The sequence below is a fragment of the Chryseobacterium vaccae genome, assembly GCF_009602705.1.
GTDB lineage: Bacteria > Bacteroidota > Bacteroidia > Flavobacteriales > Weeksellaceae > Chryseobacterium > Chryseobacterium vaccae.
Genome location: NZ_VSWH01000001.1, coordinates 1771367 through 1798136 on the forward strand (window position 1 = coordinate 1771367; position 26770 = coordinate 1798136).

The window sequence follows — 26770 nt, forward strand, 5'->3', positions numbered from 1 at the left end:
TTGAATTTTTGTTTCTTTTGTTTGGCTACGTCGAATCTTCGATTTCAAGACAAAAGAAATTAAAAACAAAAAAAGGATGAATCCTAAAATTCACCCTTCCACTTTTCATTTATTTTCTATTACTTTTTATCCAGCAAAGGCAGATATTCCCCGTACCCTTTCTGCTCCATTTCAGCTTTTGGAATAAACTTCAGGGAAGCACTGTTGATACAATAACGGAGACCGCCTTTATCCGCAGGACCATCTGTGAAAACATGTCCCAAATGAGCATCTCCGGTTTTACTCCTTACCTCTACCCTGTCCATTCCGTGAGAACGGTCTAGTTTTTCATCAATCAGCTTTTTGGTTATTGGTTTAGAGAAGCTTGGCCATCCGCATCCTGATTCAAACTTATCCGTAGAAATAAATAAAGGTTCTCCGGTAGTAATGTCTACATAGATTCCTTCACGGGTTTCATTCCAGTATTCGTTCTGGAAGGGTCTCTCCGTTCCGTTTTCCTGGGTCACATTATACTGTTCTGCGGTTAATTTTCCTTTCAAAGCCTTTTTATCCTGCTTCTGGTATTTTGCTTTTGGAAGCGGATTGGCTTTTTTAGCCATTTCAAAAAGTCCTGGTTCAATATGGCAGTATCCACCCGGATTTTTATCCAGATAATCCTGGTGATAATCTTCTGCTTTGTAGAAATTTTTCAAAGAAATTGTTTCTACCAAAATAGGTTTACTGTAATTTTTAGCCAGCTTCTGAACCTCATCTTTTACCACAGCTTCATCAGCTTTGTCGGTAAAGTAAATTCCGGTTCTGTATTGGTTTCCTCTGTCATTACCCTGTTGATCTTTACTGGTAGGATCAATGGTTTTAAAATACAAATCAATGAGCAACTTAAGATCTACCTGCTCGGGATCATATTTTACTTTTACAGTTTCTGCAAAACCTGTGGTATGGCTTACCACTTCCTCATACGTTGGATTTTTGGTATTTCCGTTGGCATAGCCTACCTCCGTTCCTACCACTCCTCGAATCTGTTGAAAAAAGTGTTCGGTACCCCAGAAACATCCTCCGGCAAAATAAATCTCTCTGACATTTTTATTATCCATAATTTCCTGATTTTCTTTCTCTTTCATTACTACTTTGGGCTTTCTGTTGTTAAAAAACCCGGATCCTGCAGCAAAAACTGCAACCCCCAGAATAATTCCGAGGACAATCAATATATTTTTCATTTTTTTCTTTTTATCCATTTTATTGTTTATTGCTTATAATCATCAGGCCAAATCCTAAAAGAACCAGATCCTTCAGAATAAAGAAATCCGTGACAGGAACTCCGTCCACTGTTTTCCATATACCCGGTGTGGTAAACAGATAACTTAATGTAATCAGGAAAGTTACGGTCATTCCAATGCCTGCATACTTACGTAACAATGCAAATTTCACACTAAATATCAATAATAGGGCAATGATAATTTCTATTATTCCGATAGTGTTTGACACTGCCTGAACGCTCATAATATCATATACGAAAAAACTAAGAAAATGGTTTTCAACCAAAGGTTTGATAGCGGCGGCTTCTGTAGGAGTAAACTTAAAAATTCCGATCCAGAGCAATATAAGCGATGCCCCGAAAAGAGAAATATAATAACCTGTCTGATACGTTACAGATTGACTGTTGAATTGTGATGTTCCGTTCATATTTTTAGGATTTTGAATGATACTTTATTATTTTCAAAAGTATAGTCGGAACAGATTCAGAATCCTGACAATTATTTTTCTAAAGATCTAAATTTTTAAGAACTTTTTCTTTAAAATACTGAATTTCAGAATCATTTATTTCATCACTTTCTTTCTGAGCCAGCTTTCTTTTTAAAATATCATCTAAAATCTTAAGTTTCGATTCATAAGCCCTGCACCATTTACAGATCTTCAGGTGCATAGAAAGCTGCCAGTTTTCCTTTCGGGAAATGGTCCGCGCATTTCTTTTCTCCATCAGCATCGTAGCGGTACTGCATGGAAGGAACAAAATATGAATAAATTTTCTCAACATGTTTCAAGTATGGTTATAAGTTGGCAAACCAGTTCAGATCCAGACATTCTCTCAACTGCATTCTGCTTCTTTGAAGGATCTTCCACAAATTAGTCGTAGAAATTTGTAATTCCTGACTTACCTCGGGGGCTTTTTTTTCCTGAAGATAATACATTTTCAGCGGAATCTTCCACCTGGCGGGTAAATTATCAATACAACTTTCCAGTATTTCATTAAAATCTTGGGCATCCAGAAGTTCAGGTTCCTGACCTGAAACATTCCAGTCATTTAAAACTCCGTCATTCCTCCAAGAACCTGTTTCATCAAAAAAATGATCCAGGCTGATCTGCGGTTCTGATTTATACTTTTTGCGATAAAAATCAGCAGCTTTTCTGTTCAGGATAGCCATAAGCCAGGTTATTGGCTGACTTCTCCCCTCAAAAGAATCATAGGACGAAAATGCAGCCAAAAAAACGTCCTGAACCATATCCTGAGCATCCTCTTTATTGGATAGCAGATAGAAGGCCTTCTTCAAAAGTGGTCCGGAATATTGGTCTATCCAGTTTCTGAGCACTTCATCTTTCGTCATTTTTATTTTTATATCAGATCCCGGGATTATATTTCCAATTTTAAATCATAATACCTTAGAGTATGCATAGGCAAGCCATCTTCAGCAATTGCCGGCAGTACTTTCTTATTCTTATAATATGCTTTCAAAGCACTTATTACACTCATATCAAGAAAAAAATCATTGGAAGACATATACATCTGCTTTACGAGAAACTCCCCCTTCGTAGTAACACCGTAAATAAGGGTGAGAGGTCTTACTCTTGAAGAATCTGCATCCTCTGAAATCCCTTGAGAAGATATTGCATTCGCAACATGCTTCTTTCCACAGGTGTTGAGTTCATCCGGATTATCGGCAAACTTTTCACATCCGGGAAAAACATGATACCTTTTCATCTTTTTCTTCTCGTCATATACCGTGTATTTTTGAAAGATACCAATGCCTTTATTATATTTCACATACGAAGCGTTGATCTTATCTATCGCCTGAGTATAAAAAAGTGCCGACACTTTCTCATCTCCCTTTACTTTGATAGCAATTTTATTCTTTTCAAAGCTCCTGTACTGAATCAGAAGTAATGAATCCGCTTTTAAAATTTTATTCTCTATAGGATTTTCCGGGGATAATGATGACATTTTCCCGGAAGTTCTGGTTTCCATTATTCTTCTTCCCTCATCACCTATTGACAGGATTTTCAAAATAGCATTCACCGTCTTTTCTTGATTTTTTAAACTTGTCTTTAATCCCGGATCTTTCACAGAGTTGATCTCATTAAACGAAAATATAGTCTGGGCAAAAGAAAAATTGAATAGTAAAATAAAAAATAAAACGGGTCTCATTAAATAGCTTTAAGAAATCAAATATATAAGAATCGTTAGTTTCAACAAAGGTTTTTTTTCTTTAAATTTGCATCTTATCATAAAATTGATTAAAAAGCAAAGCAATACATATGACATCACAAGAGATACGTCAAAAATTTTTAGATTATTTTAAAAGTAAAGGCCACCTTATCGTTCCTTCAGCTCCAATTGTGCTGAAAGACGATCCTACCCTTATGTTTTCCAATTCAGGAATGACGCAGTTCAAAGATTTTTTCTTAGGCTATAAAACGCCTACCGCCCCAAGAATTGCCGATACACAGAAGTGTCTGAGAGTTTCCGGAAAGCATAACGACTTAGATGATGTAGGTAGAGATACCTATCACCATACTATGTTTGAAATGTTAGGAAACTGGTCTTTTGGGGATTATTTCAAAAAAGATGCTATTGCTTTTGCCTGGGAATTACTGACGGAAGTTTATGGAATTCCTAAAGAGAATTTATACGTAACCATTTTTGAAGGTGATGCTTCAGAAAACCTTGACAGAGACCAGGATGCTTATGACTTCTGGAAATCCCATATTTCTGAAGACAGAATCATCAACGGAAATAAAAAGGATAACTTCTGGGAAATGGGAGAAAGCGGACCATGCGGACCGTGTTCAGAAATTCACGTTGACCTGAGAACTCCGGAAGAAAAAGCTAAAGTTTCAGGGCTTGAGCTTGTCAATAACGACCATCCGCAGGTAGTGGAAGTATGGAACCTGGTTTTCATGGAATTCAACAGAAAAGCAGATAAATCCCTTGAAAAGCTTCCTGCACAGCACGTAGATACGGGAATGGGCTTTGAGCGTCTGTGTATGGCGCTTCAAGGCAAATCGTCCAACTATGATACCGACGTATTCACTCCGCTTATTGCTAAAGTGGAAGAACTTTCTGGAAAAAAATATACCGGAATTTTAGAAGATGAAAAAGACATCGCGATCCGTGTGGTGGTAGATCACATCAGAGCGGTTGCTTTTGCTATTGCAGACGGACAGCTTCCTTCAAGCGGAGGAGCAGGATATGTGATCAGAAGAATCTTAAGAAGAGCGGTTTCTTATTCTTATCGATTCTTAGATATAAAAGAACCTTTCCTATATAAACTGGTGGCTGTTCTTCAGGAACAGATGGGACCATTCTTCCCGGAAATCGATAAGCAGGGCAAGTTGGTAACTGAAGTGATCAAAAGTGAAGAAGAATCCTTCCTGAATACCATTGAAAACGGATTGGTAAGAGTTGAAAAACTGATCCAGCAAACCATTGCCGACAACCAGAAAGTATTGCCTACACCGGAAGTATTCGAGCTGTATGACACCTATGGATTCCCTGATGATTTGACAAGAATTATTGCAGAAGAAAAAGGACTGACCATTGATGAAGAAGGCTTTAATGCTAAAAGAAAGGAACAGCAGGACCGCTCCAGAGGAGGAGATGCTAAGAAAGTATACGACTGGGTAATACTGGAAGAAAAACCTGAAGCATTTGTAGGATACGACCAGCTTGAAGCAGAAACCTATATTACGAGATACAGAAAAATAGAAAATAAAGACGGAGAATTTTACCAGGTGGTATTAAGCAACTCTCCATTTTATCCGGAAGGCGGAGGCCAGGTTGGAGATAAAGGAGTTCTGGAAAATGCAACGGAAAGCTTCGAAGTACTGGAAACCAAAAAAGAAAACGGACTGATTATTTCACTCCTCAACGGTCTTCCTAAAGATGCAGGAGCAGTTTTCTATGCTAAGGTAGATGTTACTGACAGAAAGAATTCCCAGGCTAACCACTCTGTGACCCACCTTTTACACGAAGCGTTAAGAGAGGTTTTAGGAACTCACGTAGAACAGAAAGGTTCTTATGTGGGGCCGGATTATCTGCGTTTCGACTTCTCCCACTTCAACAAAATGACGGAAGAAGAGTTGGCATTAATCGAGCAGAAAGTAAACCAGAAGATCAAAGATAGCATTGCTTTACAGGAATTCAGAAGTATTCCTATTCAGGAGGCTCTGGATAAAGGCGCAATGGCTTTATTTGGTGAAAAATACGGGGATAATGTAAGAATGATCCAGTTCGGAAGTTCAAAAGAACTTTGTGGAGGAACTCACGTAAAAAACACCAGTGAGATCGGTCATTTCAAGATCACTTCCGAAGGTTCTGCAGCAGCAGGAATCAGAAGAATTGAAGCGATTTCCGGAGATGAATCTGAGGCATACTTCAAAAATTTAGAACAACAGATGCTGGAAATTTCCCAGTTACTGAAATCTAAAGATGTCGTAAGATCCATTGAAAAGCTGATTGAAGAAAACGCTTCCCTTAAAGCTGAAGCAGATGCTCTTAAAAAAGAAAAAGCGAAAGGTGAAATCGGAGAATGGAAAAACGCTTACGAGCAAAAAGGCAACAAGCAGCTTCTTGTGAAGAAAACTTCCCTTGATGCAGGCTCTGTAAAAGACATTGTTTTCCAGCTGAAAAGAGAGATCCCTACTTCAGTAACGATCATTCTTTCCGATGCAGATGGTAAACCAATGATCACCGTAGGTGTTTCTGACGACCTTGCAGCAGATTATCAGGCCGGAGCTATCGTTAAAGATCTTGCAAAAGAGATCCAGGGCGGCGGCGGTGGAAATCCGGGCTTTGCAACAGCAGGCGGTAAAAACCTTGACGGGCTGGAAAATGCCTACCAAAAAGCATTAACTATCTAAGGTCACAGATCTTATATCATACAATAAAAAAACTTCTGAAAATTTTCAGAAGTTTTTTTTTATTTATAACTGTTCTAATTATTGACTTTACCTTAACAAAACATTATGCAAACTTAAACTAATAGTTTTCTCTTCTTAAAATATAATTCACAATAGACCTCTAGTTTTGCTTCAAATCGAAATTCAAAAAAAGTAAGTATGAAAATGAACAAAACTATCGGAGTCTTATTGTTTGCTGCTGCCGTATTTCAGGCTTGTAACGATAATAATGAGGACAATCCCTCAGAAGGAAATGAACCTATAAATTCTAACATTAAAATTGAGAATTTCTCTCAGGAACCGGCTTTTGTTTTCGGAATGCCAGGTTTTGAAAATCTGAACATCACCACCCTGATTTCAAGTTCTGATGTCCTTTCCGGATCTCCAAACTTTGTTTTTGCAGGCCAGCCGGACGGAATGGGAATCATGAAAGATCCTAATTCCGAGGGGTACCTGATGATCACCAACCACGAGATCACCCAATCCGTATCAAGAGTATATTTAGATAAAACATTCAGACCTTTCAAAGGAGAATATATCCTGAACGGAATCGGAGGGATGACCAGATTATGTTCTGCAACGCTTGCCACCCCAGAAACACATGGTTTCAGTGCATTCCTTACCGCAGGAGAATCTGGTGAAGAAAGTATGGTGCATGCGCTTAATCCACTGGCTCCGGCCTCCCAGGCTTCCGATCAGAGCAGGGTAAAACCGGCTTTGGGAAAAGCTTCTATGGAAAATGCAGTACCCCTTCCTAAAGATATCTCAGGTGGAAAAACCTATATCATGATTGGCGAAGATCAGTCCTACTCTTCTTCACATCAGTCTGCCGGACAGCTGATCATGTATGTTTCCAACACACCGGGAGATTTAGAAAACGGAAAACTGTACGCTTTAAAAAGAACCAACAACAATTATACGGAAACCGATATGGTAAAAGGAAGTTCTTACGATGTAGAATTCGTGGAAATTCCTAATGCTAAAAACCTTACAGGCGCACAAATCAACCAAAAGAATATTGACAATAATGCCATCCGTTTTTCAAGAGTGGAAGATGTTGATTATAGAAAAGGAGCAGGAAAAGGAAGAGAAATCTACTTTACAGCTACCGGTGAATCTTCAGATGGTGTAACCCCTAAACCAGGTTTAACGATGTGGGGAAGAGTCTACAAACTTGTCCTGAATGAAAGCAATATGCTGGCAGGAAAACTGGAAGTAGCAGCAGAGGGAGATTCCAATCCTGGAAATAACCTGATTAATCCGGACAATCTTTGTGTAACGGAGAACTATGTTTATATTCAGGAAGACGGTGATTCTTATTATACAGCCGCCGCTCACGATTCTTATATCTGGCAGCTGAATATCGCTACGAAGCAATACAAACCGTGGCTGAATATGAAGCACAACAGAACAGATTCAGCGTGGCAGACAGCCTACAACCAGTCAGGAAACCTGCAGAAATTTGGTTCATGGGAATTTGGTGCAATGGTAGACATCTCAAATATCATCGGACTTCCGAATACCTTTGCAGTTAACATCCACTCTCATACATGGCAGAAAGATAAATTCAAAAATGCAGACGGAGCCGGTGTTAATACCAACAAAGAAGGCGGGCAGATCGTTATCATCAGAAACGTAGAGAAATAACTATAACCTATTCAATAAAAATAGAAGTATCAGCGGAAAATCTTCCGTTGGTACTTTTTCATACCTATGAAAATCTTTTCAAAATACCCTATTCTTTTCGCTGTATTCGCAACACTGATCTTTTTTGTACTCTGGCAGTGTAAGAACGATAAGCACCAGCCTGTGAATGAAGACATGGCTGCCGTAAAAAGTGAAATCCTGAAAACCAATGCGGCTTTTGAAAAACAGATCAGTGAACTGCTGGTTCTTATTTCCAAAAATGCCGATGAAAAAATGCTTCAGGAAAAATTTGAAGCCCTCAGAAAAACTTATAAAAAAATGGAATGGGCGGTAGAATATTTCCTTCCTCATTCTGCAAGATTCATCAACGGGCCTGCCCTTCCGGAAATTGAAATGGATGAACATACAGAACTGGAACCGGAAGGTCTTCAGGTACTGGAAGAACTCTTTTATCCTTACACCACAGAGAATAAGGAAGAAACCATCCGTCTCCTGAAGAAACTGACCAACAAAAGCAATACGATAAAGACTAATTTCCAGACGATTTCCATCAGTAAAGATCAGATTTTTGATGCGGTACGACAGGAAATTTTCAGAATTTCAAGTTTAGGGATCTCAGGATTTGACACCCCGGTTTCAGGAACGTTTTTAAAAGAAATGCCCTACGCTTTGGAAGGAATCCGGCTTACCCTGAAACAAATTTCCACGGAACATTCTAAAGACAAAGCTTTAAAAGATCTCAATACAGCTATCGATTCAGCGATTGCCGTTCTGAAGAAAAATACAGATAAAAATACTTTTGATTATGTGAATTTTATTCCGGACCACCTGAACAAAATTTCATCTTTAATGCTCGAGTTTAAAAAGCAGGAAAGCATTCCGGACATAGAAGTTACGTCAGCATTAAGTAAAAATGCGCCTACTTTTTACTCTAAAAATGCATTTGATCCGAATGCCTTCACACCGGGAAAAGAATTCGCTTATTCGCAGGCAAAAGCAGACTTAGGCCAAAAGCTTTTTAATGATAAAATCCTTTCCAATAATAATGACAGAAGCTGTTCCACCTGCCATATTCCGGAAAAAGCCTTTACAGACGGATTACCCAAATCGTTGTCATTGGCCAATTCAGAATTACAGCGGAATGCTCCTTCACTCAATTATGCAGGGTTTCAGCATGGGCAGTTCTGGGATATGCGGAAAGATGATCTTGAGGGTCAGAGCTCTGATGTCATTTCCAACAAAGAAGAAATGCACGGTGACCTGAATGTGATCCTTGGCAAGATCAACAAAGACCCGAAATATCTTCCTGAATTCAAAAAAATATTCAAAACGTCAAAAGCAGAAACCTGGCAGTTACAGAATGCACTGGCAAGTTATATCCGTTCATTGGCTAAATTCAACTCGGATTTTGATGAATATATGAGAGGAAATACATCGGCCATGACCGAAAACCAGAAGCAGGGTTTCAATCTTTTTGTGGGGAAAGCCCAGTGTGCAATCTGTCATTTTGTACCATTGTTTAACGGAACCGTTCCTCCAAATTTCAAAAAAACAGAACAGGAAGTATTGGGAACAGCAGTGAACGGCAACAATAAAGCATTTGATCAGGATCCCGGCAGAGGAAAGTTCCATGAAACGGTAGCTTCTCTTCAGCATTCGTTTAAAACACCTACGTTAAGAAACATCAGCAAAACAGCTCCATATATGCATAACGGAGGCTACCAGACGTTGAAAGAAGTCATGAATTTCTATAATAAAGGCGGTGGAAAAGGGTTCGGATTTAAAGTAGAAAATCAAACTTTATCAGATACCCCTTTGAATCTTACAGATAAAGAAATTAATCAGATTATTGATTTCATGGGGGCTTTAAATGATCGTTACTAATTTCGGGAATTCGATATCAATTTAACAACAGTTCCTATATATTACTGATTGATATCCAACTTGTTTTTACAATCAGAATATTAGATTAAATCAATGTCATAACAAATCATAAAAACTTTTCCAAAAGGAGAAATATTATTACTTTTGAACTAGTTTTTGCATGAAAAGGTTTTTACTATTATTGTTTTTTCTGATGTATTTCTTTGGTTATTCACAATCAAAGATTAAAGTCATAGATGAAACTGACCGTAAGCCTGTATCCAATGCAAAGGTATCCTGCGGCGGCAAAATTCTCGGCTATACCAATGTTCAGGGAATACTGGAATTCAACGCATCCTGCAACACTATAGAAATTGAAGCGGAACATTATCAGAAAGAAACCGCCACTGCAGAAAATGATATGGAAGTTTCGCTGTCGAAAAAAACATCTAAAACCACGTCTATTGAGGAAGTAGTGATTGAAGACAGAAGTGATCCGCGAGCTTTGGAGATCCTTAAAAAAGTGAATAAAATGTTTAAAGACAATTCACCTAAAAGTCTGGATTCTTACACTTTCAAATCTTACGAAAAAGTTTCTCTGGATATTGATGAAGACAGCATTACCCAATTCAGTAAATTCTTTGATGATGCCAATCTTTTCAAAAGAAAAAGAGAAAAAGATTCATTGAATAACATTTCTGCAAGGCAGATTTTTTCCAAAAGCAAACTCTTCTTATGGGAACGAGCTCAGGAATTCATCTATTCAAAAAAATACGGTGAAAAAATCAATATCCTGGACAACAGAATTTCTGGTCTTAAACAACCGATGTATGAGATGATCGCCATCCAGCAGAGCAACAGAGATAAGGTTCCGAACCAGATCAAGCAGGAAAACAGAGGCCTGTACAGGTTCTTTCTCTCTGATACCATCGAGGTAGACGGAAGAAAAACTTTTGTCATTAAGTTCCGTGAAGTGAACTACAAAAAGCAGGATAAAAAACGAAAATACAACGGTGCGATCTATGTAGATACAGAAACTTACGGGATACAGAAGATTGAAAATTTCAGCAAAAATAAAAATGACGGAATTATTACGAGTACCTGGATTTTCTATAACAACAAGTGGTTTCTGGCTCAGGAAAAGGTAAAACTGCGGATGAGCAAAATGGCCATGGAAGAGGATGATAAAGAGAATCCAGAAAATAAACCTGAAAAAAAAGACCGGAGAAGTTTCGGAACTTACGCCTTTCTCACCTCTACCTATTTTGATTTCAAATCGCCTGTAGAAGAAGATCCCAAAAACTTCAGGGGCTATACTTTCTCAGTAAAAAATGCAGATGGACAATTGCTGGACCGCTACAGAACAGATCCTCTTACCGAAAGAGAGCGTAATACCTACACCACGATCGACAGTCTGGGCAGAAAATATAATATCGACAGCAAAGCCAGAATTCTGACCGGACTGATCAACGGACAGATCAGAGCGGGAATCGTAGATTTTGCAGTGGATGAAATCGTGAATTATAACTTGTATGAAGGCTTCAGACTTGGATTGAAGGCCAAGCTGAATGAGACTTTTAATCCTTATTTCTCCCCGGATTATTATTTTGCTTATGGTTTTAAAGACGATAAATGGAAATACGGAATCGGGCTGGATATGAAGACCACACTGGATAAAAATTCATTCTTCAGAATTGAATATTACAATGATGTCACCTCTTCCGGAGAGTTTTACAGAAGGTTGTGGAACTTCAAAATGAGAACGATGAATTACGGGAATAACATCAACAATGATAAATATTACCATTTCAGAGGAGCTTCCCTGTCTTATCTGAATGATGTAACCAACGGATTAACCCTCGTTTTTGCCGTAAAGAGAAATATTGAGGAAGCTAAATTCGACTATGAGTTCAGAGGAAGAGGTGCTGCATTTGATAATTTCAATACCTTATTCACCCTAAAATATTCTCCGAATTCCACGAATATTATGACTCCTCAGGGAAAATCCATCATCGATCAGAAGTATCCGGAGCTGTATTTGAATTATGAACAGAGTTACAAAGCATTGGGTGGAGATTTCAATTACACCCGTTTCGATGCCCTGTTTGTGCATAACTTTAAAACCATGCTCGGAACTACAGGTTTCAGGCTATACGGAGGAATCGTTTTAGGAGAAGCCCCGATCTGGAAACATTTTACCATGAACGGACTGGCCTCTCCGAGAAAGGATTTCAATTTCAACCTCACCTCCTATCTTGGCTTTGCCACACTGGAAGGCGGAAAATATTACAATGATAAATTCATCGCGTACTATTTTACCCATAAGCTTCCTCTATACTTTAAGAGCTTTGGGCAGAATATTTCCAGCTTCGATTTTGTACTGCGAGGTACTATCGGTGATATGAAACATCCGGAATACCATCAGTTCAGATTCAGAAAATTAGACCATTTGTATCAGGAAGTAGGTCTGGAATGGAATAACTTCTTATCCAGTTACTTCAATTTAGGACTATTTTACAGGGTCGGCTATTACACCACTCCGAATTTTAAACAGAATTTTGCCATCCAGTTCAAACTCAAATTATTAGAATTTTAAACATATATAACAGAAATGCAATCAATCGAAATAAAAGCAGAACAGTTTTTTGAATTATTAAAGCTAAAAGATACTTCTATGTGGGCTATTTTCTCCCAGATGATCGACGGAAATGAAAAAGAAATTATCTTTCTGGATAATGACGACAAAGTGCTTTTTAATTATGTACTTCCCTCAACACCTGAAAAATTGGAAGAAGACAGAAAAGAATTCTCAAAACAGTTTGCGGATAAACTGGCTGATCTGAATTAACAATTACCTTCTTAAAGGATGAATGAAAAAACGCGCCAATCCGGTGCATTTTTTTCGTTTTATAATATTGAATTTCAAAGCTTTGTGCAGTTTTAAAAACCTAACAGGTCTTGAAGACCTGTTAGGTTTTTATTTAAGACATTCATAGACTTTTTTATTTACTAAATCACCAAATGTTTTTGCCCTTTTTGTACAGATAAATTAAAAAGCTCAAGATGTGAATTTAAAATATCAACATCACACTTCGGGCAAATGGTTTGTGGCTTTACTTTTCCTGTTAACTTAATGATATTTTCGTTACAAACCTTACATTCTTTTAAGTTGTCAAACTTATCTGAATCTGTATGATATGGTTCAAAATCATAACATTGGGCATTTGGGAGAGCACCTTTTAAGTACGCTATTTCTTCTACTTTAAAATTGATTGCTAAGCCAAGCTTTTGTAAGTTTTTGAGATTGGCAATTAAAAGCAAATTATTTTTATTAACTGAAACATTGTGCAAATCCAATCTGAAAAGGTTTAATTTTTTTAAAAAATTTAAATTTCCTAATTTAAAGATACTCGAAACCCCTCCTTCAATTCTTAGATTATTTAAGGTCGTGAGATTTTCTATTTCATCATAATTAACCAATTTTTTATTATTTACTAAAGACAGATATTCTAAATGAACAAGGCTTTTTATGCCTTCCAATGACTCCAGATTACCAAACCCGTCAATATCCAAATAAATAAGGTTTGGAAATTTTGAAAGAAAATCTAGGGAAGAACAATCATCGCAACTTATCATTAAATGCCTGACTGATGGAAGTAAAGGAAAATCTTTAATTTGTTCATTTGTAATTCTAAAACATTTTATTGTTTCGATTGACTTAAAATTAGAAAGCAGATTAATGTTATCTGAATTTCTATTCAGACAAATTCCTTTTACGTTTTGATCATAATCTGTAATTTTCAGATCATAATTAAATGAAGATATAGAATTGTGAATATAATCTCCGTATTCAGTTATTTTATATTTTTCCATAATTTTTATTAAAATGAGCGAAATGCGGGCTGTATTAAAGACAAACTCAATTTCGGTCGAACCTAGCCGACATTTTTTTCATCAACTAAATTAATAAAAAAGGTGAGTGGAAAAATAGCCGCAACAACTTCTGTCTAAACCTAGCAGGTCTTCGAGACCTGTTAGGTTTTTATTTAAGCGCATTCATACACTACGATTGATTTCTCAAAAATTCATCCACTGTTTTTTTAGCTTCAGCCACATCATGCACTCTTAAGATTTTAGCGCCCTGTTCCAAAACTTTCCGATGAAGCTTTTGGGTTTCCTCATTAATATCTAAGGGTGATTTTCCGAGAGGCTTATAGATAAATGATTTTCTGGAAATTCCTATCAATAAAGGAAATTTTCCAAATCCAAGATATTCTGTCTCGCCAATCATTTTCATCTGGTCTTCCACTGTTTTTCCAAAGCCGAACCCGGGATCAAGGATAATATCTTTTACACCTCCCTTCAACAGTTCATCTGTTTTTTGAGAAAAATAACGATTTACTTCCAGGGTAATATCTTCAAATTTGATCTTATCATGCATCGTTTCATAGGACGGGTTGATGTGCATCAGAATATACGGAAGTCCTGTTTCTGCTGCTGCATCAAACATCTTGTCATCATACTGCCCGCCGGAAATATCATTGATCATATCAATTCCTTCATGATAACCAAACTTCACAGTTTCTGCATAGAAAGTATCCAGAGAAATCAACGCTTCCGGAAATTCTTTTTTAATTTGGGAAATGATGTTTCCCAGCCTTTTTATTTCCTCTTCACTGCTTAAAAATTCCGCATTCGGACGGGTGGATTGCGGGCCGATGTCGATTATTTCAGCACCTTCTTTCAGGAGTTTTTCGGTCTGTTTCAATGCTGTCTCTTCAGAATTAAATTTTCCTCCATCTGAAAAAGAATCTGGCGTAAGATTCAGAATTCCCATAATCTTTGGAGTATCCAGCTGTACCAGACGGCCGTTGCAATTGATTGAAAAGGTTTGAGGATCTAACAACTGAAAGGTTTGAGTGGTTGAGAGCATTGAATCGATGATTGATAAATGATTTTAAGTACTGCAAAAATAGTGATTTTACAGAATTGCATTGATCTATTGATTTAAAATATCTACAGCCTAACGGTATGAAATATAAATCTTCACAATCATCAACAGGAAGTCCAACCAAAACCTTAAACTCTAAACCTTGAACCTTGAACCTTGAACCTTGAACTTTGAACTTTAAACATTACCTACACCTTCACTCCTGCTTCTCCACTCTCCAAACCTCTCCGTTTTCAAACCCGAAACTAATTCGTATATTTGAAAGATTAAGAGAATTTATGTCAGAAACATCAGTACAGTTCGGAAAAGTTATTAGTGAGTGCCGTAATCTTTTCAGCAAAAAAATGCAGGATTACGGAGCAGCATGGAGGGTTTTGAGACCCAGTTCTATTACGGATCAGATTTACATTAAAGTCAACAGAATCCGCACCCTGCAGATGACTGATAAAAAAATGGTGGATGAGAGTGAAGAAGATGAATTCATTGCCATTGTAAACTACTCTATTATCGGACTGATCCAGCTTGAAAAAGGCCTTTCCAATGATTTTAACGAAAACAGAGAAGAGATCATCGCTCTTTACGATCAATATGCTCAGGAAGCACTGGCCTTAATGGAGCGTAAAAATCATGATTATGGTGAAGCATGGAGAGATATGAGAATCACTTCCATTACCGATCTTATTTATCAGAAAGTATTAAGAACAAAGCAGATTGAAGACAATCAGGGAAAAACCATTGTCTCTGAAGGCTTGGATGCCAACTATTTCGATATGCTGAATTACGCTGTTTTCTGTCTGATCAAATTCTCAGAAAAAGAAATGAATACTGAACCCAAAAAATAATTTGATATGCTTAAAGGTTTATTACGTTTTATTGTTGCTGTGATCTTCATCCTTTCAGGTTTTGTAAAGGCAGTGGATCTGGTAGGTTTTTCCTTCAAAATGGAAGAATATTTTTCACCTTCCGTTTTCAACATGCCTTTCCTTGAAAAATTTGCGCTGCTGTTTTCAATTATAGTGGTCATACTGGAACTTTTCCTCGGATTTATGCTGTTGCTTAAAATAAAACTTAAATTTACTCTTTCAGCATTAATTGCTCTTTGTATTTTCTTCGGATTCCTTACCTTTTATTCCGCTTATTTCAATGTGGTAACGGACTGCGGATGTTTCGGGGATGCTGTGAAATTTACGCCGTGGCAAAGTTTCATTAAAGATATTGTTCTTCTGGCAGGGCTGATCCTTCTGTTTATCCTGTACAGAAAAGAGTTCAGGAAAAAAGATGAGTACAGCAGCACGCCTCAAAAATCTTCCGGAAATTTTAAGTATTATATTCTGGGAATCTTCTCATTGATCATGATCTATATTATGGCTCAGGGCATCATGCATGAACCGATGATTGATTTCCGTGATTATAAAATAGGAACCAACATCAAAGCGGAAAAAGAAAAGATCAATAAAAATCCGTCGGAATACAAAACATTTTATTCCCTTAAAAACCAAAAGACCGGAGAAACAGCCAATGTAGATCAGGACGACTACATCAAAGAAACAAAATACTGGGCAGAAGGTTCCCCATGGAAAATAGAGGAAGGAAAAAATAAATCTGTCCTGATTAAAGAAGGCTACAAATCTGAGATCGCAAAATTTAAAATTGATGATCCTGCAGGAATGGAACTGACTGAAGAAATCATCAATGCTCCTAAAGCAATTCTTGTCTTTTCTTATCACCCGAAAGATGTACCTGCCGATCTTCTTCAAAAAACAGAAGCTAAAGTAAACGCACAAAAAGGGGTTGTAATCTACGGAGTTTCTACTCTTCCGAATACTTTTAAAACCATTAAAAATACCCTGATGGACGGAACAGCAATCAAAACCATCGCCCGAAGCAATCCTTTCGTACTGGTATTGGAAAAAGGAAAAATTGTAGACAAACAGCCTGCAAAAGACTATATTAAATAAAGAAGTGGCTGTCAATCGTTAATGGTTAATAGTGAGTTTTGAAACAATTAATTTCCTATAAATTGACCATTCACTTGCGAAGCAAAATTGACTATTCACGATTAAAAATCAACTATCAAATTAAAAACATACATTAAGAATGCAAAAATCAAATAAATCTATCGCCGGTTATCACCTTTTAATGATCCTTTCCTCTGTAGACGGAGAATTCGCCCCTGAAGAAGGAATGCTTGTACAGCAGTATCTTGCAGACGAGTTTCCGTTCAGAATGAATCTTGACAATGAGCTTGAAACCCTGGCTTTATTACAGCCTGAAGAATGGAAAGATCACTTTGAATTTCACGCACGATGTTTCCACGATGATTCTACAGAAGATGAACGCTTAAAATTTGCTGAATTTGCTAAAACTCTGATCAAAGCTGATAATAAGGTAACCGATGAAGAGCATACGTTCTACAAACTTCTGAAAAACCTGTGGAATATCGCATAGACTGACTCCAGAAACCAAAGTATATCATGAAAAAATTTTATTTAGCATTAATCGCAATAAGTTCGTCTATGCAGGCTCAGAAATTCCCTGCCCTTAAGGCACCCGTTGCCGAAAAACAGGAACATATCCGGGAGATTCACGGTGACAAGGTCAATGACCCTTATTACTGGATGATCGATTACTTCAAGAAAGGAAAAGATTCCACCAAGGTCGTTGACTACCTGAAGGCAGAAAACACCTATTGGGAAGGGATGATGAAAGATACAGAGCCTTTCAGGGAACAGCTTTTCCAGGAAATGAAGGCCAGAATCAAGGAGAAAGATGAATCTGTACCGGTTTTCAGAAACGGATATTATTATTATACGCGCACGGAAGCAGGAAAACAATACTACAAATACTGTAGAAAAAAAGGCAGTCTCAGTGCTCCGGAAGAAGTTGTTCTGGACGTAGATCAGCTTGCAGAAGGACATTCTTATTTTGCAGCAGCAGGGTTTAGCATCAGCCCGGATAATACCAAGCTGCTTTACGGAGTGGATGATGTTTCCAGAAGGCAGTATAAATTGTTTTTAAAGGATCTTACTACAGGAAAAACGACAGATCTCGGCATTAAAAATACCGGAGGTTCTGCTGAATGGGGGAACGATAACAAAACCATTTTCTATTCCGCAAATAACCCTGTTACCCTTCTATCCGAAAAGATCAAAAGACATACTTTGGGAACAGATCCCGGCAAAGATGTAACGGTTTATGAAGAAAAAGACAAAACCAATTTCATCTCTGTCTATAAGTCTAAAAACCAGAAATATATTCTGATTCATTCCGGAGCGACAACGTCTTCTGAAACCAGGTATCTTGATGCCGATAAACCGGACGGAACTTTCAAAGTTTTCCAGCCAAGGATGAAAAATGTTCTGTATACAGTTACACCTTTGGAGGATAAATTCCTGATCAGAACGAACAAAGACGCCCTTAATTTCAAGATCGCCGAAACTCCTTTAGACAAAACCGGAGCCGAGAACTGGAAAGATTTTATTCCTCACAGAAATGATGTTCTGATGCAGGGAGTAAGTGCTTTTAAAAACTATCTTGTTTTCAGTGAAAGACAGAACGGTCTTACCCAGCTTATTATTTTCGACAGAAAGACAGGTAAAAAAGAACCGTTGAAGTTTGACGAGCCTGTTTACACCGCTTCAGCAGCTGAAAACCCGGAATATAATACAGATAATTTCCGTTTTGGATATACTTCCATGATTACTCCTTCTTCCCAGTTTGAACAGGATTTGAAGACAGGAAAGAGAACCCTTCTGAAGCAGCAGGAAGTTTTAGGCGGCTATAATAAAGAGAATTATACTACAGAAAGACTTTTTGCAACGGCAAAAGACGGAACTAAAATCCCGATTTCCATTGTTTATAAAAAAGGATATAAAAAAGACGGAAACAGTCCGCTACTGCTTTATGCTTACGGTTCTTACGGAAGTTCCATGGATGCCTCTTTCAGCAGTACAAGATTAAGTCTTTTAAACAGAGGTTTTGCTTTTGCTATTGCTCACATCCGCGGAGGTCAGGAAATGGGAAGACAATGGTATGAAGACGGAAAAATGATGAAAAAGAAAAATACATTTACCGATTTCATTGATGCCGGAGAATATTTAGTAAAAGAAAAATATACATCCCCTAAACACCTGTATGCCCAGGGCGGAAGTGCCGGAGGTTTGCTGATGGGAGCTATCGCCAATATGAAACCGGAACTATGGAATGGAGTGATTTCACAGGTTCCGTTTGTAGATGTCATCAACACAATGCTTGACGAAAGTATTCCGCTTACCACCAATGAATATGACGAATGGGGGAATCCTAACAACAAAGATGCTTATTTCTATATGAAATCCTACTCTCCGTACGAAAATATAGAAAAGAAAAAGTACCCTAACCTTCTGGTAACAACAGGGCTTCACGATTCGCAGGTACAGTATTTTGAGCCAGCCAAATGGGTAGCCAAACTGAGAGATATGAAAACGGATAAAAACGTACTGATGTTGAAAACCGACATGAAATATGGCCATGGCGGAGCTTCAGGAAGGTTTGATTATCTGAAGGATCTCGCCTTGGTGTATGCGTTTATGTTTAAACTGGAAGGAATTAATAAATAAGAAAACTCCCACAGATTTTGCAGAATTATTGTGGGAAAAATATAAGAGTAAATAAATCAATATATAAAACTATGAGAAGAAAAATAGTTGCAGGAAACTGGAAAATGAACAAAAATGTAATTGATGCACAACAGTTGATGATTCAATTACTGAGCTATAAAAACAACAATGCCACTAATTGTGAAATATGGATCGCTCCGCCTTCTTTATATCTGATGATGGCCAAAGATGTCTTTGAAAAGGATGAGATCGGAGTATTTTCCCAGGATATGAGTGCGCATGAAAGCGGAGCTTATACAGGAGAGGTTTCTGCAGATATGTTAGAGTCTATTGATGCCACCGGATCTTTAATCGGACATTCTGAGAGAAGACAATACCACGGTGAAACCGATGCACAGTGCAACAAAAAGGTAAAGCTAGCTCTTGATAAGGGTCTTATTCCTGTTTACTGTAACGGAGAAACATTGGAGCAGAGAAAAGCAGGCCAACACTTTGATGTGGTAAAAAGCCAGACTGAAGAAGCCCTTTTCACACTTTCTGCTGACGAGATCAAAAAAGTAGTCATTGCTTACGAGCCGGTTTGGGCAATCGGAACCGGGGAAACAGCTACTCCGGAACAGGCTCAGGAAATCCATGCACACATCAGAGGGATCATTGCAGCAAAATACGGTCAGGAAGTTGCTGATGAGGTTTCTATCCTTTACGGAGGTTCTGTAAAACCGGATAATGCTAAAGAAATTTTCTCACAGCCGGACATTGATGGTGGGCTGATTGGAGGAGCAGCTTTAAAATTAGAGGATTTCTCTAAGATTATTGAGGGTTTTAATTAATATTGAAAAATAGGTTTGGGTTAAAGCCAATGGTTTTTTTAATAGCGTGAAGAGGATAAAGCCCTTTTCTATTGAATTGATTTATGATTAACCAGATCAAATGGTGTAAAAACAGCAGATAATATCTGTGAAATTTGTGGGATCTGCGGGGAAATAATTATAATATCATTTCTATTGAACTACACCCAATATACAACAACAAAAACGGCGGAATCTTCGATTCCGCCGTTTTCTTTTAAAAAAATCTAATTATTGAATATCGACTATATACATCGTTCCTTTGTCTACTTTCCCGGTTTTAGGAAGAATTTTGGCTTTTGGGTTTCCGTTTCCGTCATCTAGGATTCCGAAATCATCATCATTGAAAACAGCAAGTTTATTATTTCCCAGATAAACAATCCCTTCAAACTTATCATGTTCATAGCCTAGTTTGGCAACCAAGTCTACGGCTAGTGTTTTGGTTACGGGCTTTATTCCTGCGATGGTAATTTCATTCCATGTGCTTTGTTCCAGCGTTTTGTTGTTGATCTTCATTCCATCTACAGCAGCAACATCAGATCCGTTTACATCAGAAGCATCTGAGAGACTGATCCTGTATACTTTCTTCACACCGCCCTGCGAACCAAAGTTTCCGTCTCTTTCGATGACAAGAAATTCCGTGTTACTGATCGCTGTTATGTCACAGACAGAATCCGAAGTTCCTCCGTCCTGTTTATATAAAAACTGTTTTGTTTTCCCTGTGGCAATATCGAAAGTTACAATTCTGGTTAAAGTGGTATTGGTAGCCAGGGCTTTTGTAGGAACATACATCGTTGATTGAATGGTTCCTACCAGTGTTTTCCCGTCCGGAGTAATACAAAGTCCTTCCATTCCTCTATTTGCTCTCCTTTTGGCTAAAACAGCTGGCAGTTTTCTCGGTCCCGTATTAACGCCTATTGGGCTTATCCTTTCCATTTCCACTCCTTCTGCACTGTAATGGACAATATGCGGTCCATATTCATCAGAAACCCAGAAAGTACCGTCCGCAGCAGCTACAATACTCTCACTGTCCAGACCGTAATTATCCGTTCCTAAAACATTTCCGTTTACATCGTAAGCGGTCTCGCCTGTACTTCCCATCCCCGCAGGATTTGGAAGCCCAGTGATCGGTTGACCGGAAGGATTTTTCAGTTTAATGTATTTAATGACCTCGATATTTCCATCAGCATTGATCTTAAAATGCATAATGGTTGGAGTGAAATCCGGAGCCGGAAATTTTTTCCCGTTCAGATAATCAGTATTGGGACCACGGTCTGTGATAAGATAGAACTCACCTTTTCTGCTTGGATGGGCTGCTGCACCCGAACCAAAACCTCCGTTAATCACATCTACCCCATTTATGGTAGCCAGTTTGGAAAAAGGAAATTCCTGAGGAAGTTTAGAATAATTAATATCCTGGCTGCTTACATTGTCATCATCTTTACATGATGCCATAGCAATAAGCGCCAAAGCAGAGATCAGCAGTTTTTTCATGTTTACTTTTATGGCAGCGAAAATAGACAACAATTGTAAACTGATCTTGAATACAAGAATAAATATACTTTAACAATAAAGCTCCTAAGGTTAATTTATTTTAAACAGAAAAAATATCAGAATAAAATCCAAACTCACCAATTCTTTATTAAATCTAAAAATCATCATCCCAAACATCCTTAAACTATCAAACAAAGTGTAAAAATTCAAAATAATTCACAAAACGACATCAAAAATGTACACCCTATATTTGTAACGGTTTAAGGCTGAACCATTGTTCATTAAAAGGGAACCAAGTGAGAAGAATATTCAATTCTTGGGCTGTACCCGCAACTGTAAGCTGTTTAAACAGGAGTACACTGTGCCACTGGATCAAAATCCGGGAAGGCGTATTTCTGATGCAAGCCAGGAGACCTGCCTTACCCCATATTCATCAGAGACAGAGTATTTGAAGTCATTCATTTCTTTTTTCTGAGGGAAAGTTTCGGGAATAAAACTTTTAATTTAATTATATCATGAAAAAAATCTACTTTTTTTTCCTGCTGCTTTGTATGCAGCTCCTGTCGGCCCAGTTTACCGAAAACGACATTAAATTCTGGGTAGGAACCGGTTCTAAAAAAGCCTATTTCATTGCTGACTTCAATGATGATGACAATCCTTCCTCCTATGCCTGGGGATACCGTTTTGACTCGGATGATCTTACCATGGAAGACCTCATCGGAGCTATTGCAGCTGCAGAACCTAAAATAGAAGTGGAGATTCCGTCCGGATTCCTTTACAGCCTGAATTATAACCATCACGTACCAAGTCCGGATGATTACTGGTCTACATGGTCAGGGCCTTCTGCTGAAAATATGACACTTAATAACGGCGTGAACGGAGATCCGCTCGTCAACGGTAAATGGTACGGGGCCTCTTTTGGATATGGGTTTACCGATAATACACCTCCACTCTCCCATCCATCCCCTCCTGTTGCCGCTTACAATTCTGCCTGGTATACTACCTCACAGATCACCAACTGGATCGGAACAGGAAGCAATTCAAGCCTTGTGATTATTGATTTTGGTACCAACAATTCAAATGGTTCTGCCCATTCTTTTGTTTTCGGAATCAAATATAACGGAAGCATTACTGCTAAACAGGCTCTTCAACAAATTCAGGCTCACGCTTCCTATTTCAATTTCACTTCAAATGGAGGGCAGATCGCCTCTTTATCTTTAAACAATCATTCAGGAATACCTTCAGGAACAAATACCTGGAAGCTTTTCAAAGGAAAAGATCTTTCAGCATGGAGAAGCCAGACTTCTTTGTCACCAACTCAACTGAGCAATAACGAATGGCTAGGTTTAAGCTTTGGACAAAGATTACCGTTTACCCCTACCGAAGCATCACAGGAAGTTTTAGGTGTTTCTGATGCTCAGAAGAAGGCATTCAGAATTTATCCGAATCCGGCAAGTGATTTTATTCAGATAGAAACAGCAGATGATATAAAAGAAATCAATATTTATTCGGTTTCCGGACAGAAAGTTCTTACTTCGAAAGCTTCAAAAATTGATATTCAGTCTATGCAATCCGGTGTTTATTTGATGGAGATTAAAACTTCAAAAAATACTACGGTTCATAAGCTTATCAAAAAATAACGTGAGTGCGCTTAACAAAAACCTAACAGGTCTCGGAGACCTGTTAGGTTTAGAAAACAGCACAAAACATCAAAATTCAACGATATAAAACAAAAAAACGCACCGGATGGGTGCGTTTTCATTTATCCTTTAAGGGAAAATTATTTTTTCTCTGTAGATCTCTGTAAAACCTCATCTACCATTCCGTAGCCTTTAGCTTCTTCAGAAGTCATCCAGTAATCTCTGTCAGAAGATTTCTCTACCCATTCGTAAGTTTGTCCTGAGTGGTGACCGATAATTTCATAAAGCTCCTGCTTTAATTTCAACATTTCTCTAAGGTTGATTTCCATATCAGAAGCTACTCCCTGTGCACCTCCTGAAGGCTGGTGAATCATTACTCTTGAGTGCTTAAGCGCAGAACGCTTACCTTTCTCTCCGGCAACCAGAAGAACAGCTCCCATAGAAGCAGCCATTCCGGTACAGATTGTTGCTACATCCGGCTTGATGATCTGCATGGTATCGTAGATTCCTAACCCTGCATAAACGCTTCCGCCCGGCGAGTTGATATAGATCTGAATATCTTTTGAAGGATCTGCACTTTCCAGGAATAAAAGCTGTGCTGTCACGATGTTGGCCACCTGGTCATCAATCCCTGTTCCCAGGAAAATAATTCTGTCCATCATCAGACGTGAAAAAACGTCCATCTGGGCAACGTTTAATCTTCTTTCTTCCATAATATATGGCGTAAGATTGGTTGGACCATACATTCCCATATACTGATCGGTAACCAGACCGTTATTTCCTAAATGTTTTACAGAGAAATCTCTGAATTCTTTTTTAATGTCCATATTTCTATTATGTATTATTATACTATTTTTTCAAAGTTTAAATTACAACTTTTATTCCTAAAAATTTATAGGACTTTTTGTCACAGAATGCCAGTTGTATATTCTATAATCTGCTACTCCTATTATTTTCTGCGGTTTCCGTAAATTCCTTTGATCGGAGAATATTCTATGATTTCACTTAACTTCATTGAAGCCTGTTTCAGTAAAGTAATTTTTTTGATGAGTTCAAAATATTTTGTTTCATCTGTACTGCTGAAATGATCAAGTTCATTAGCCGTTTCTTTTATTAAATAATCAATGTACCTGTATTTGTGAAGCAGGATATCACCTCTTACCTGATCAGCAATTTTGTCGCCGTAATTGGGAGGATAAATATTTCTGGAAGCCCAGTTTTCAAGATCATCAAGAGGCATCAGGGCATCTACAACTTTAGAGGTGATTTCTTCATCCATAAAAGAAACAAAAAAGTTTCCGCTTCTCAGCTCGTCTTTCTGAATGCCTTCCCTCACCTGATTAATGATGATCTCATTGCCTTTTACCAGAAATTCGTAGTGTTCATCTTCGAAATGATGAAGAATTTCTTCAATCACTGTGATCTGATATTCTTCGTTTTTTTCGTCTTTCCTTTTTAAAACAATATCACCAAACATCAGCATATGATCCACCAGTTTATTTTCCATAAACAAAACATCAAAAAGGAAAGGATCACCTCTTTCTTCATCCAGAGGTACAATCTCCATTTTGGGAACCACCTTTTCTTTCTGTTGCTGAACATGTTGGTTCTGATTCTGGGAAATCTGTTTCTGCACATCCAATTCGTTGAACAAACTTTGCTCAGATAATCCGAATTTATTGGAAACCTCTTTCAGATAGACCTCTCTTTTCAGCGCATTCTGTACAAAGGAAACTGATTTTACGATGTTCCGGATGGCTTCGGCTTTTTTGATGGGATCATTTCCGGCATCTTTCAGCAGGATCTCAGCTTTGAAATCGATGAAATCCATCGCTTCGTTTTCAATGAACTTTTCTACATAATCCTGCGGATGCTTTCTGGCAAAAGAATCGGGATCATCTCCTTCCGGAAACAAAAGTACCCTGATGTTCATTCCTTCTGTCAGAAGCATATCAATACTTCGGAAACTGGCTTTAATCCCGGCATTATCCCCATCAAAGAGGATCGTTACGTTTTCCGTAAGCCTTTTGATAAGCTTGATCTGCTCAGTCGTCAGAGAAGTTCCGGAACTTGCCACTACATTCTCTATTCCAGACATATGAAGCGAGATCACATCCATATATCCTTCCACCAAAAGGCAGACGTTTTTCCTTGAAATAGCCTGCTTACTCTGATTCAGTCCGTAAAGAACATTGGATTTGTGGTAAATCTCAGTTTCAGGGGAGTTGAGGTATTTGGCGGTTTTAACGTTATTCTTTAAAATCCTGGCGCCAAATCCCAGTACCCTTCCTGAAAAGCTGTGAATAGGGAAAATAACCCTTTCCCGGAAACGGTCAACCCCTGCGGGTGTATTTTCCGGAAAAATGGATAGTCCGGATTTTTCAAGAATCTCTTTGGTATATCCTTTTTCCAGCGCATAGGCCGTAAACGCATTTTTCTTTTCCGGTGAATATCCCAGCTGGAATTTCCGGATCGTATCATCTTTTAATTCACGCTCTCTGAAATAAGATAGACCAATGCTTTTTCCTTCATCAGAATCCCAGAGTATATCCTGAAAATAGGCATTGGCCACTTCATGGATCTTATACAGCTGGTCTCTTTCAGACTGGGCATTTTTAGCTTCTTCGGAAAATTCACGCTGATCTTCTTCAATCTCAATTCCGTATTTTTTCGCAGCATGGCGAAGCGCTTCAGGATAAGTGAAATTTTCGATCTCCATCAGGAAAGAAATAGCTGTCCCTCCTTTTCCGGTAGAGAAATCTTTCCAGATCTGTTTACTGGCAGAAACTACAAAACTCGGGGTCTTTTCATCGTGAAAAGGACTGAGCCCTTTGAAGTTAGACCCAGCTCTCTTCAACTGAACATACTCTCCTACTATTTCTTCTACCCGTATCGTTGAGAAAATTTTATCTATGGTCTGCTTGGAAATCATAGTGTAAAATTAAATATTTAGTTTGAAGAAAAAAAACTTCCCAAAAAGTAACACGAGGCAACTAATCCATAAAGTGATTAAAAAATAATTTTACAACTTTTCATCGGAGAACCGGTCTGAAGTATTTTCAGGCCGGTTTTTGTTTTGCTGGTAATTTAGAATTAAATTTGCAGTGTCGGGTTAACCTGTATTTTTAAATTTAAATCCATCATGAATTACACCATACATACCATTGAAGACTGGCAGAAAATTGTTGAAACCATTGTCCCGGAATTAAAGCATAACATCTTTCTTTTAAAGGGAAATCTGGGAGCAGGAAAAACCACTTTCACTCAGTTTCTGCTTAAAAATCTGGGAAGTAATGATGAGGTTAATTCTCCAACCTACTCCATCGTGAATGAATACAACACCCCAAAAGGAAAAGTGTATCATTTTGACCTGTACCGTCTGAAGAATATTGAAGAAGTGTACGATATTGGCATCGAGGAGTATCTGGACAATGCTTTTCTGTGCATTATTGAGTGGCCGGAAGTGTATGAAGAAGAGCTTTACGGGCTTAATTATCACACAATGAGCATCATCAATACAGGTGATGAAAGAGAAATCACATTCGATTAAATATT

Annotated in this window: 22 protein-coding genes and 1 riboswitch; of the genes, 12 read left to right on the plus strand and 10 right to left on the minus strand. The window is 38.1% G+C overall.

Going from position 1 to position 26770, the window contains the following annotated elements; all coding sequences use genetic code 11:
* Positions 1-119: 119 nt before the first annotated feature.
* From msrB to FW768_RS07985, 5 genes are all read right to left on the minus strand, one after another.
* Positions 120-1217 (minus strand): peptide-methionine (R)-S-oxide reductase MsrB, encoded by a 1098-nt coding sequence (msrB, locus tag FW768_RS07965; protein WP_153394373.1) that lies wholly within the window; start codon positions 1215-1217, stop codon positions 120-122.
* A gap of 19 nt (positions 1218-1236) precedes the next feature.
* Positions 1237-1683 (minus strand): DUF417 family protein, encoded by a 447-nt coding sequence (locus tag FW768_RS07970; protein ID WP_153394375.1) that lies wholly within the window; start codon positions 1681-1683, stop codon positions 1237-1239.
* A 79-nt stretch (positions 1684-1762) separates the two neighbouring features.
* Positions 1763-2035: a hypothetical protein gene (locus tag FW768_RS07975; RefSeq protein ID WP_153394377.1), complete on the minus strand. Its 273-nt coding sequence runs from the start codon at positions 2033-2035 to the stop codon at positions 1763-1765.
* Between the two features lie 13 nt (positions 2036-2048).
* On the minus strand, positions 2049-2603 hold the full coding sequence (locus tag FW768_RS07980; protein WP_153394379.1) for a sigma-70 family RNA polymerase sigma factor: 555 nt from the start codon (positions 2601-2603) through the stop codon (positions 2049-2051).
* Between the two features lie 26 nt (positions 2604-2629).
* On the minus strand, positions 2630-3421 hold the full coding sequence (locus FW768_RS07985) for a hypothetical protein (RefSeq protein ID WP_153394381.1): 792 nt from the start codon (positions 3419-3421) through the stop codon (positions 2630-2632).
* A gap of 110 nt (positions 3422-3531) precedes the next feature.
* Here FW768_RS07985 and alaS point away from each other — a divergent pair, with 110 nt between their 5' ends.
* From alaS to FW768_RS08010, 5 genes are all read left to right on the plus strand, one after another.
* Positions 3532-6135 (plus strand): alanine--tRNA ligase, encoded by a 2604-nt coding sequence (gene alaS, locus FW768_RS07990; RefSeq protein ID WP_153394383.1) that lies wholly within the window; start codon positions 3532-3534, stop codon positions 6133-6135.
* Positions 6136-6333: 198 nt separating this feature from the next.
* Entirely contained in the window at positions 6334-7821 is a 1488-nt protein-coding gene (locus tag FW768_RS07995) for a PhoX family protein (RefSeq protein ID WP_153394385.1), read from the plus strand.
* A 66-nt stretch (positions 7822-7887) separates the two neighbouring features.
* Entirely contained in the window at positions 7888-9705 is a 1818-nt protein-coding gene (locus tag FW768_RS08000; RefSeq protein ID WP_153394387.1) for a cytochrome-c peroxidase, read from the plus strand.
* 160 nt (positions 9706-9865) lie between these two features.
* The gene (locus FW768_RS08005) at positions 9866-12280 is read left to right on the plus strand and encodes a hypothetical protein (protein WP_153394388.1); all 2415 of its coding nucleotides are present in this window, start codon (positions 9866-9868) and stop codon (positions 12278-12280) included.
* A 15-nt stretch (positions 12281-12295) separates the two neighbouring features.
* Positions 12296-12532, plus strand: coding sequence for a hypothetical protein (locus FW768_RS08010; protein WP_153394390.1), 237 nt, complete (start codon positions 12296-12298; stop codon positions 12530-12532).
* 161 nt (positions 12533-12693) lie between these two features.
* Here FW768_RS08010 and FW768_RS08015 read toward each other — a convergent pair whose 3' ends face one another.
* A complete protein-coding gene (locus FW768_RS08015; RefSeq protein WP_153394391.1) occupies positions 12694-13557 on the minus strand; it encodes a leucine-rich repeat domain-containing protein in 864 nt (287 codons plus the stop codon).
* A 190-nt stretch (positions 13558-13747) separates the two neighbouring features.
* Positions 13748-14617, minus strand: a complete 870-nt coding sequence (gene folP / locus FW768_RS08020) for a dihydropteroate synthase (protein WP_153394393.1) — start codon at positions 14615-14617, stop codon at positions 13748-13750.
* Between the two features lie 296 nt (positions 14618-14913).
* Between folP and FW768_RS08025 the strand changes: the two genes are divergently transcribed.
* The 5 genes from FW768_RS08025 to tpiA all read left to right on the plus strand — a co-directional run bounded on the left by FW768_RS08025 (position 14914) and on the right by tpiA (position 20063).
* Positions 14914-15477, plus strand: a complete 564-nt coding sequence (locus FW768_RS08025) for a DUF1599 domain-containing protein (protein ID WP_153394395.1) — start codon at positions 14914-14916, stop codon at positions 15475-15477.
* Between the two features lie 6 nt (positions 15478-15483).
* Positions 15484-16593, plus strand: a complete 1110-nt coding sequence (locus FW768_RS08030; RefSeq protein ID WP_153394397.1) for a BT_3928 family protein — start codon at positions 15484-15486, stop codon at positions 16591-16593.
* Positions 16594-16732: 139 nt separating this feature from the next.
* Positions 16733-17083: a TerB family tellurite resistance protein gene (locus tag FW768_RS08035; RefSeq protein ID WP_153394399.1), complete on the plus strand. Its 351-nt coding sequence runs from the start codon at positions 16733-16735 to the stop codon at positions 17081-17083.
* A gap of 26 nt (positions 17084-17109) precedes the next feature.
* Entirely contained in the window at positions 17110-19233 is a 2124-nt protein-coding gene (locus FW768_RS08040; protein WP_153394401.1) for a S9 family peptidase, read from the plus strand.
* Between the two features lie 71 nt (positions 19234-19304).
* The gene (gene tpiA, locus FW768_RS08045; RefSeq protein ID WP_153394403.1) at positions 19305-20063 is read left to right on the plus strand and encodes a triose-phosphate isomerase; all 759 of its coding nucleotides are present in this window, start codon (positions 19305-19307) and stop codon (positions 20061-20063) included.
* A 249-nt stretch (positions 20064-20312) separates the two neighbouring features.
* On the opposite strand, the gene FW768_RS08050 is transcribed toward tpiA, so the two are convergent.
* Positions 20313-21575: an esterase-like activity of phytase family protein gene (locus tag FW768_RS08050; RefSeq protein WP_153394405.1), complete on the minus strand. Its 1263-nt coding sequence runs from the start codon at positions 21573-21575 to the stop codon at positions 20313-20315.
* A 246-nt stretch (positions 21576-21821) separates the two neighbouring features.
* A riboswitch (cobalamin riboswitch) is annotated at positions 21822-22011 on the plus strand.
* A gap of 79 nt (positions 22012-22090) precedes the next feature.
* Between FW768_RS08050 and FW768_RS08055 the strand changes: the two genes are divergently transcribed.
* Entirely contained in the window at positions 22091-23215 is a 1125-nt protein-coding gene (locus FW768_RS08055) for a T9SS type A sorting domain-containing protein (RefSeq protein ID WP_153394407.1), read from the plus strand.
* 140 nt (positions 23216-23355) lie between these two features.
* On the opposite strand, the gene clpP is transcribed toward FW768_RS08055, so the two are convergent.
* Positions 23356-24042 carry an ATP-dependent Clp endopeptidase proteolytic subunit ClpP gene (gene clpP, locus FW768_RS08060; protein WP_027373257.1) on the minus strand — a complete coding sequence of 229 codons (687 nt, stop codon included), beginning with the start codon at positions 24040-24042 and terminating at the stop codon, positions 23356-23358.
* Positions 24043-24164: 122 nt separating this feature from the next.
* Entirely contained in the window at positions 24165-26147 is a 1983-nt protein-coding gene (gene dnaG / locus FW768_RS08065) for a DNA primase (RefSeq protein WP_153394409.1), read from the minus strand.
* Positions 26148-26357: 210 nt separating this feature from the next.
* On the opposite strand from dnaG, the gene tsaE reads away from it, so the two are divergent.
* Positions 26358-26765 carry a tRNA (adenosine(37)-N6)-threonylcarbamoyltransferase complex ATPase subunit type 1 TsaE gene (gene tsaE, locus FW768_RS08070; RefSeq protein ID WP_153394411.1) on the plus strand — a complete coding sequence of 136 codons (408 nt, stop codon included), beginning with the start codon at positions 26358-26360 and terminating at the stop codon, positions 26763-26765.
* Positions 26766-26770 lie beyond the last annotated feature (5 nt).

Coding starts and splice junctions, on each gene's coding strand:
- msrB (WP_153394373.1), bottom strand. CDS start 1,217: ATGAAAAATATATTGATTGTCCTCGGAATTATTCTGGGGGTTGCAGTT.
- FW768_RS07970 (WP_153394375.1), bottom strand. CDS start 1,683: ATGAACGGAACATCACAATTCAACAGTCAATCTGTAACGTATCAGACA.
- FW768_RS07975 (WP_153394377.1), bottom strand. CDS start 2,035: ATGTTGAGAAAATTTATTCATATTTTGTTCCTTCCATGCAGTACCGCT.
- FW768_RS07980 (WP_153394379.1), bottom strand. CDS start 2,603: ATGACGAAAGATGAAGTGCTCAGAAACTGGATAGACCAATATTCCGGA.
- FW768_RS07985 (WP_153394381.1), bottom strand. CDS start 3,421: ATGAGACCCGTTTTATTTTTTATTTTACTATTCAATTTTTCTTTTGCC.
- alaS (WP_153394383.1), top strand. CDS start 3,532: ATGACATCACAAGAGATACGTCAAAAATTTTTAGATTATTTTAAAAGT.
- FW768_RS07995 (WP_153394385.1), top strand. CDS start 6,334: ATGAAAATGAACAAAACTATCGGAGTCTTATTGTTTGCTGCTGCCGTA.
- FW768_RS08000 (WP_153394387.1), top strand. CDS start 7,888: ATGAAAATCTTTTCAAAATACCCTATTCTTTTCGCTGTATTCGCAACA.
- FW768_RS08005 (WP_153394388.1), top strand. CDS start 9,866: ATGAAAAGGTTTTTACTATTATTGTTTTTTCTGATGTATTTCTTTGGT.
- FW768_RS08010 (WP_153394390.1), top strand. CDS start 12,296: ATGCAATCAATCGAAATAAAAGCAGAACAGTTTTTTGAATTATTAAAG.
- FW768_RS08015 (WP_153394391.1), bottom strand. CDS start 13,557: ATGGAAAAATATAAAATAACTGAATACGGAGATTATATTCACAATTCT.
- folP (WP_153394393.1), bottom strand. CDS start 14,617: ATGCTCTCAACCACTCAAACCTTTCAGTTGTTAGATCCTCAAACCTTT.
- FW768_RS08025 (WP_153394395.1), top strand. CDS start 14,914: ATGTCAGAAACATCAGTACAGTTCGGAAAAGTTATTAGTGAGTGCCGT.
- FW768_RS08030 (WP_153394397.1), top strand. CDS start 15,484: ATGCTTAAAGGTTTATTACGTTTTATTGTTGCTGTGATCTTCATCCTT.
- FW768_RS08035 (WP_153394399.1), top strand. CDS start 16,733: ATGCAAAAATCAAATAAATCTATCGCCGGTTATCACCTTTTAATGATC.
- FW768_RS08040 (WP_153394401.1), top strand. CDS start 17,110: ATGAAAAAATTTTATTTAGCATTAATCGCAATAAGTTCGTCTATGCAG.
- tpiA (WP_153394403.1), top strand. CDS start 19,305: ATGAGAAGAAAAATAGTTGCAGGAAACTGGAAAATGAACAAAAATGTA.
- FW768_RS08050 (WP_153394405.1), bottom strand. CDS start 21,575: ATGAAAAAACTGCTGATCTCTGCTTTGGCGCTTATTGCTATGGCATCA.
- FW768_RS08055 (WP_153394407.1), top strand. CDS start 22,091: ATGAAAAAAATCTACTTTTTTTTCCTGCTGCTTTGTATGCAGCTCCTG.
- clpP (WP_027373257.1), bottom strand. CDS start 24,042: ATGGACATTAAAAAAGAATTCAGAGATTTCTCTGTAAAACATTTAGGA.
- dnaG (WP_153394409.1), bottom strand. CDS start 26,147: ATGATTTCCAAGCAGACCATAGATAAAATTTTCTCAACGATACGGGTA.
- tsaE (WP_153394411.1), top strand. CDS start 26,358: ATGAATTACACCATACATACCATTGAAGACTGGCAGAAAATTGTTGAA.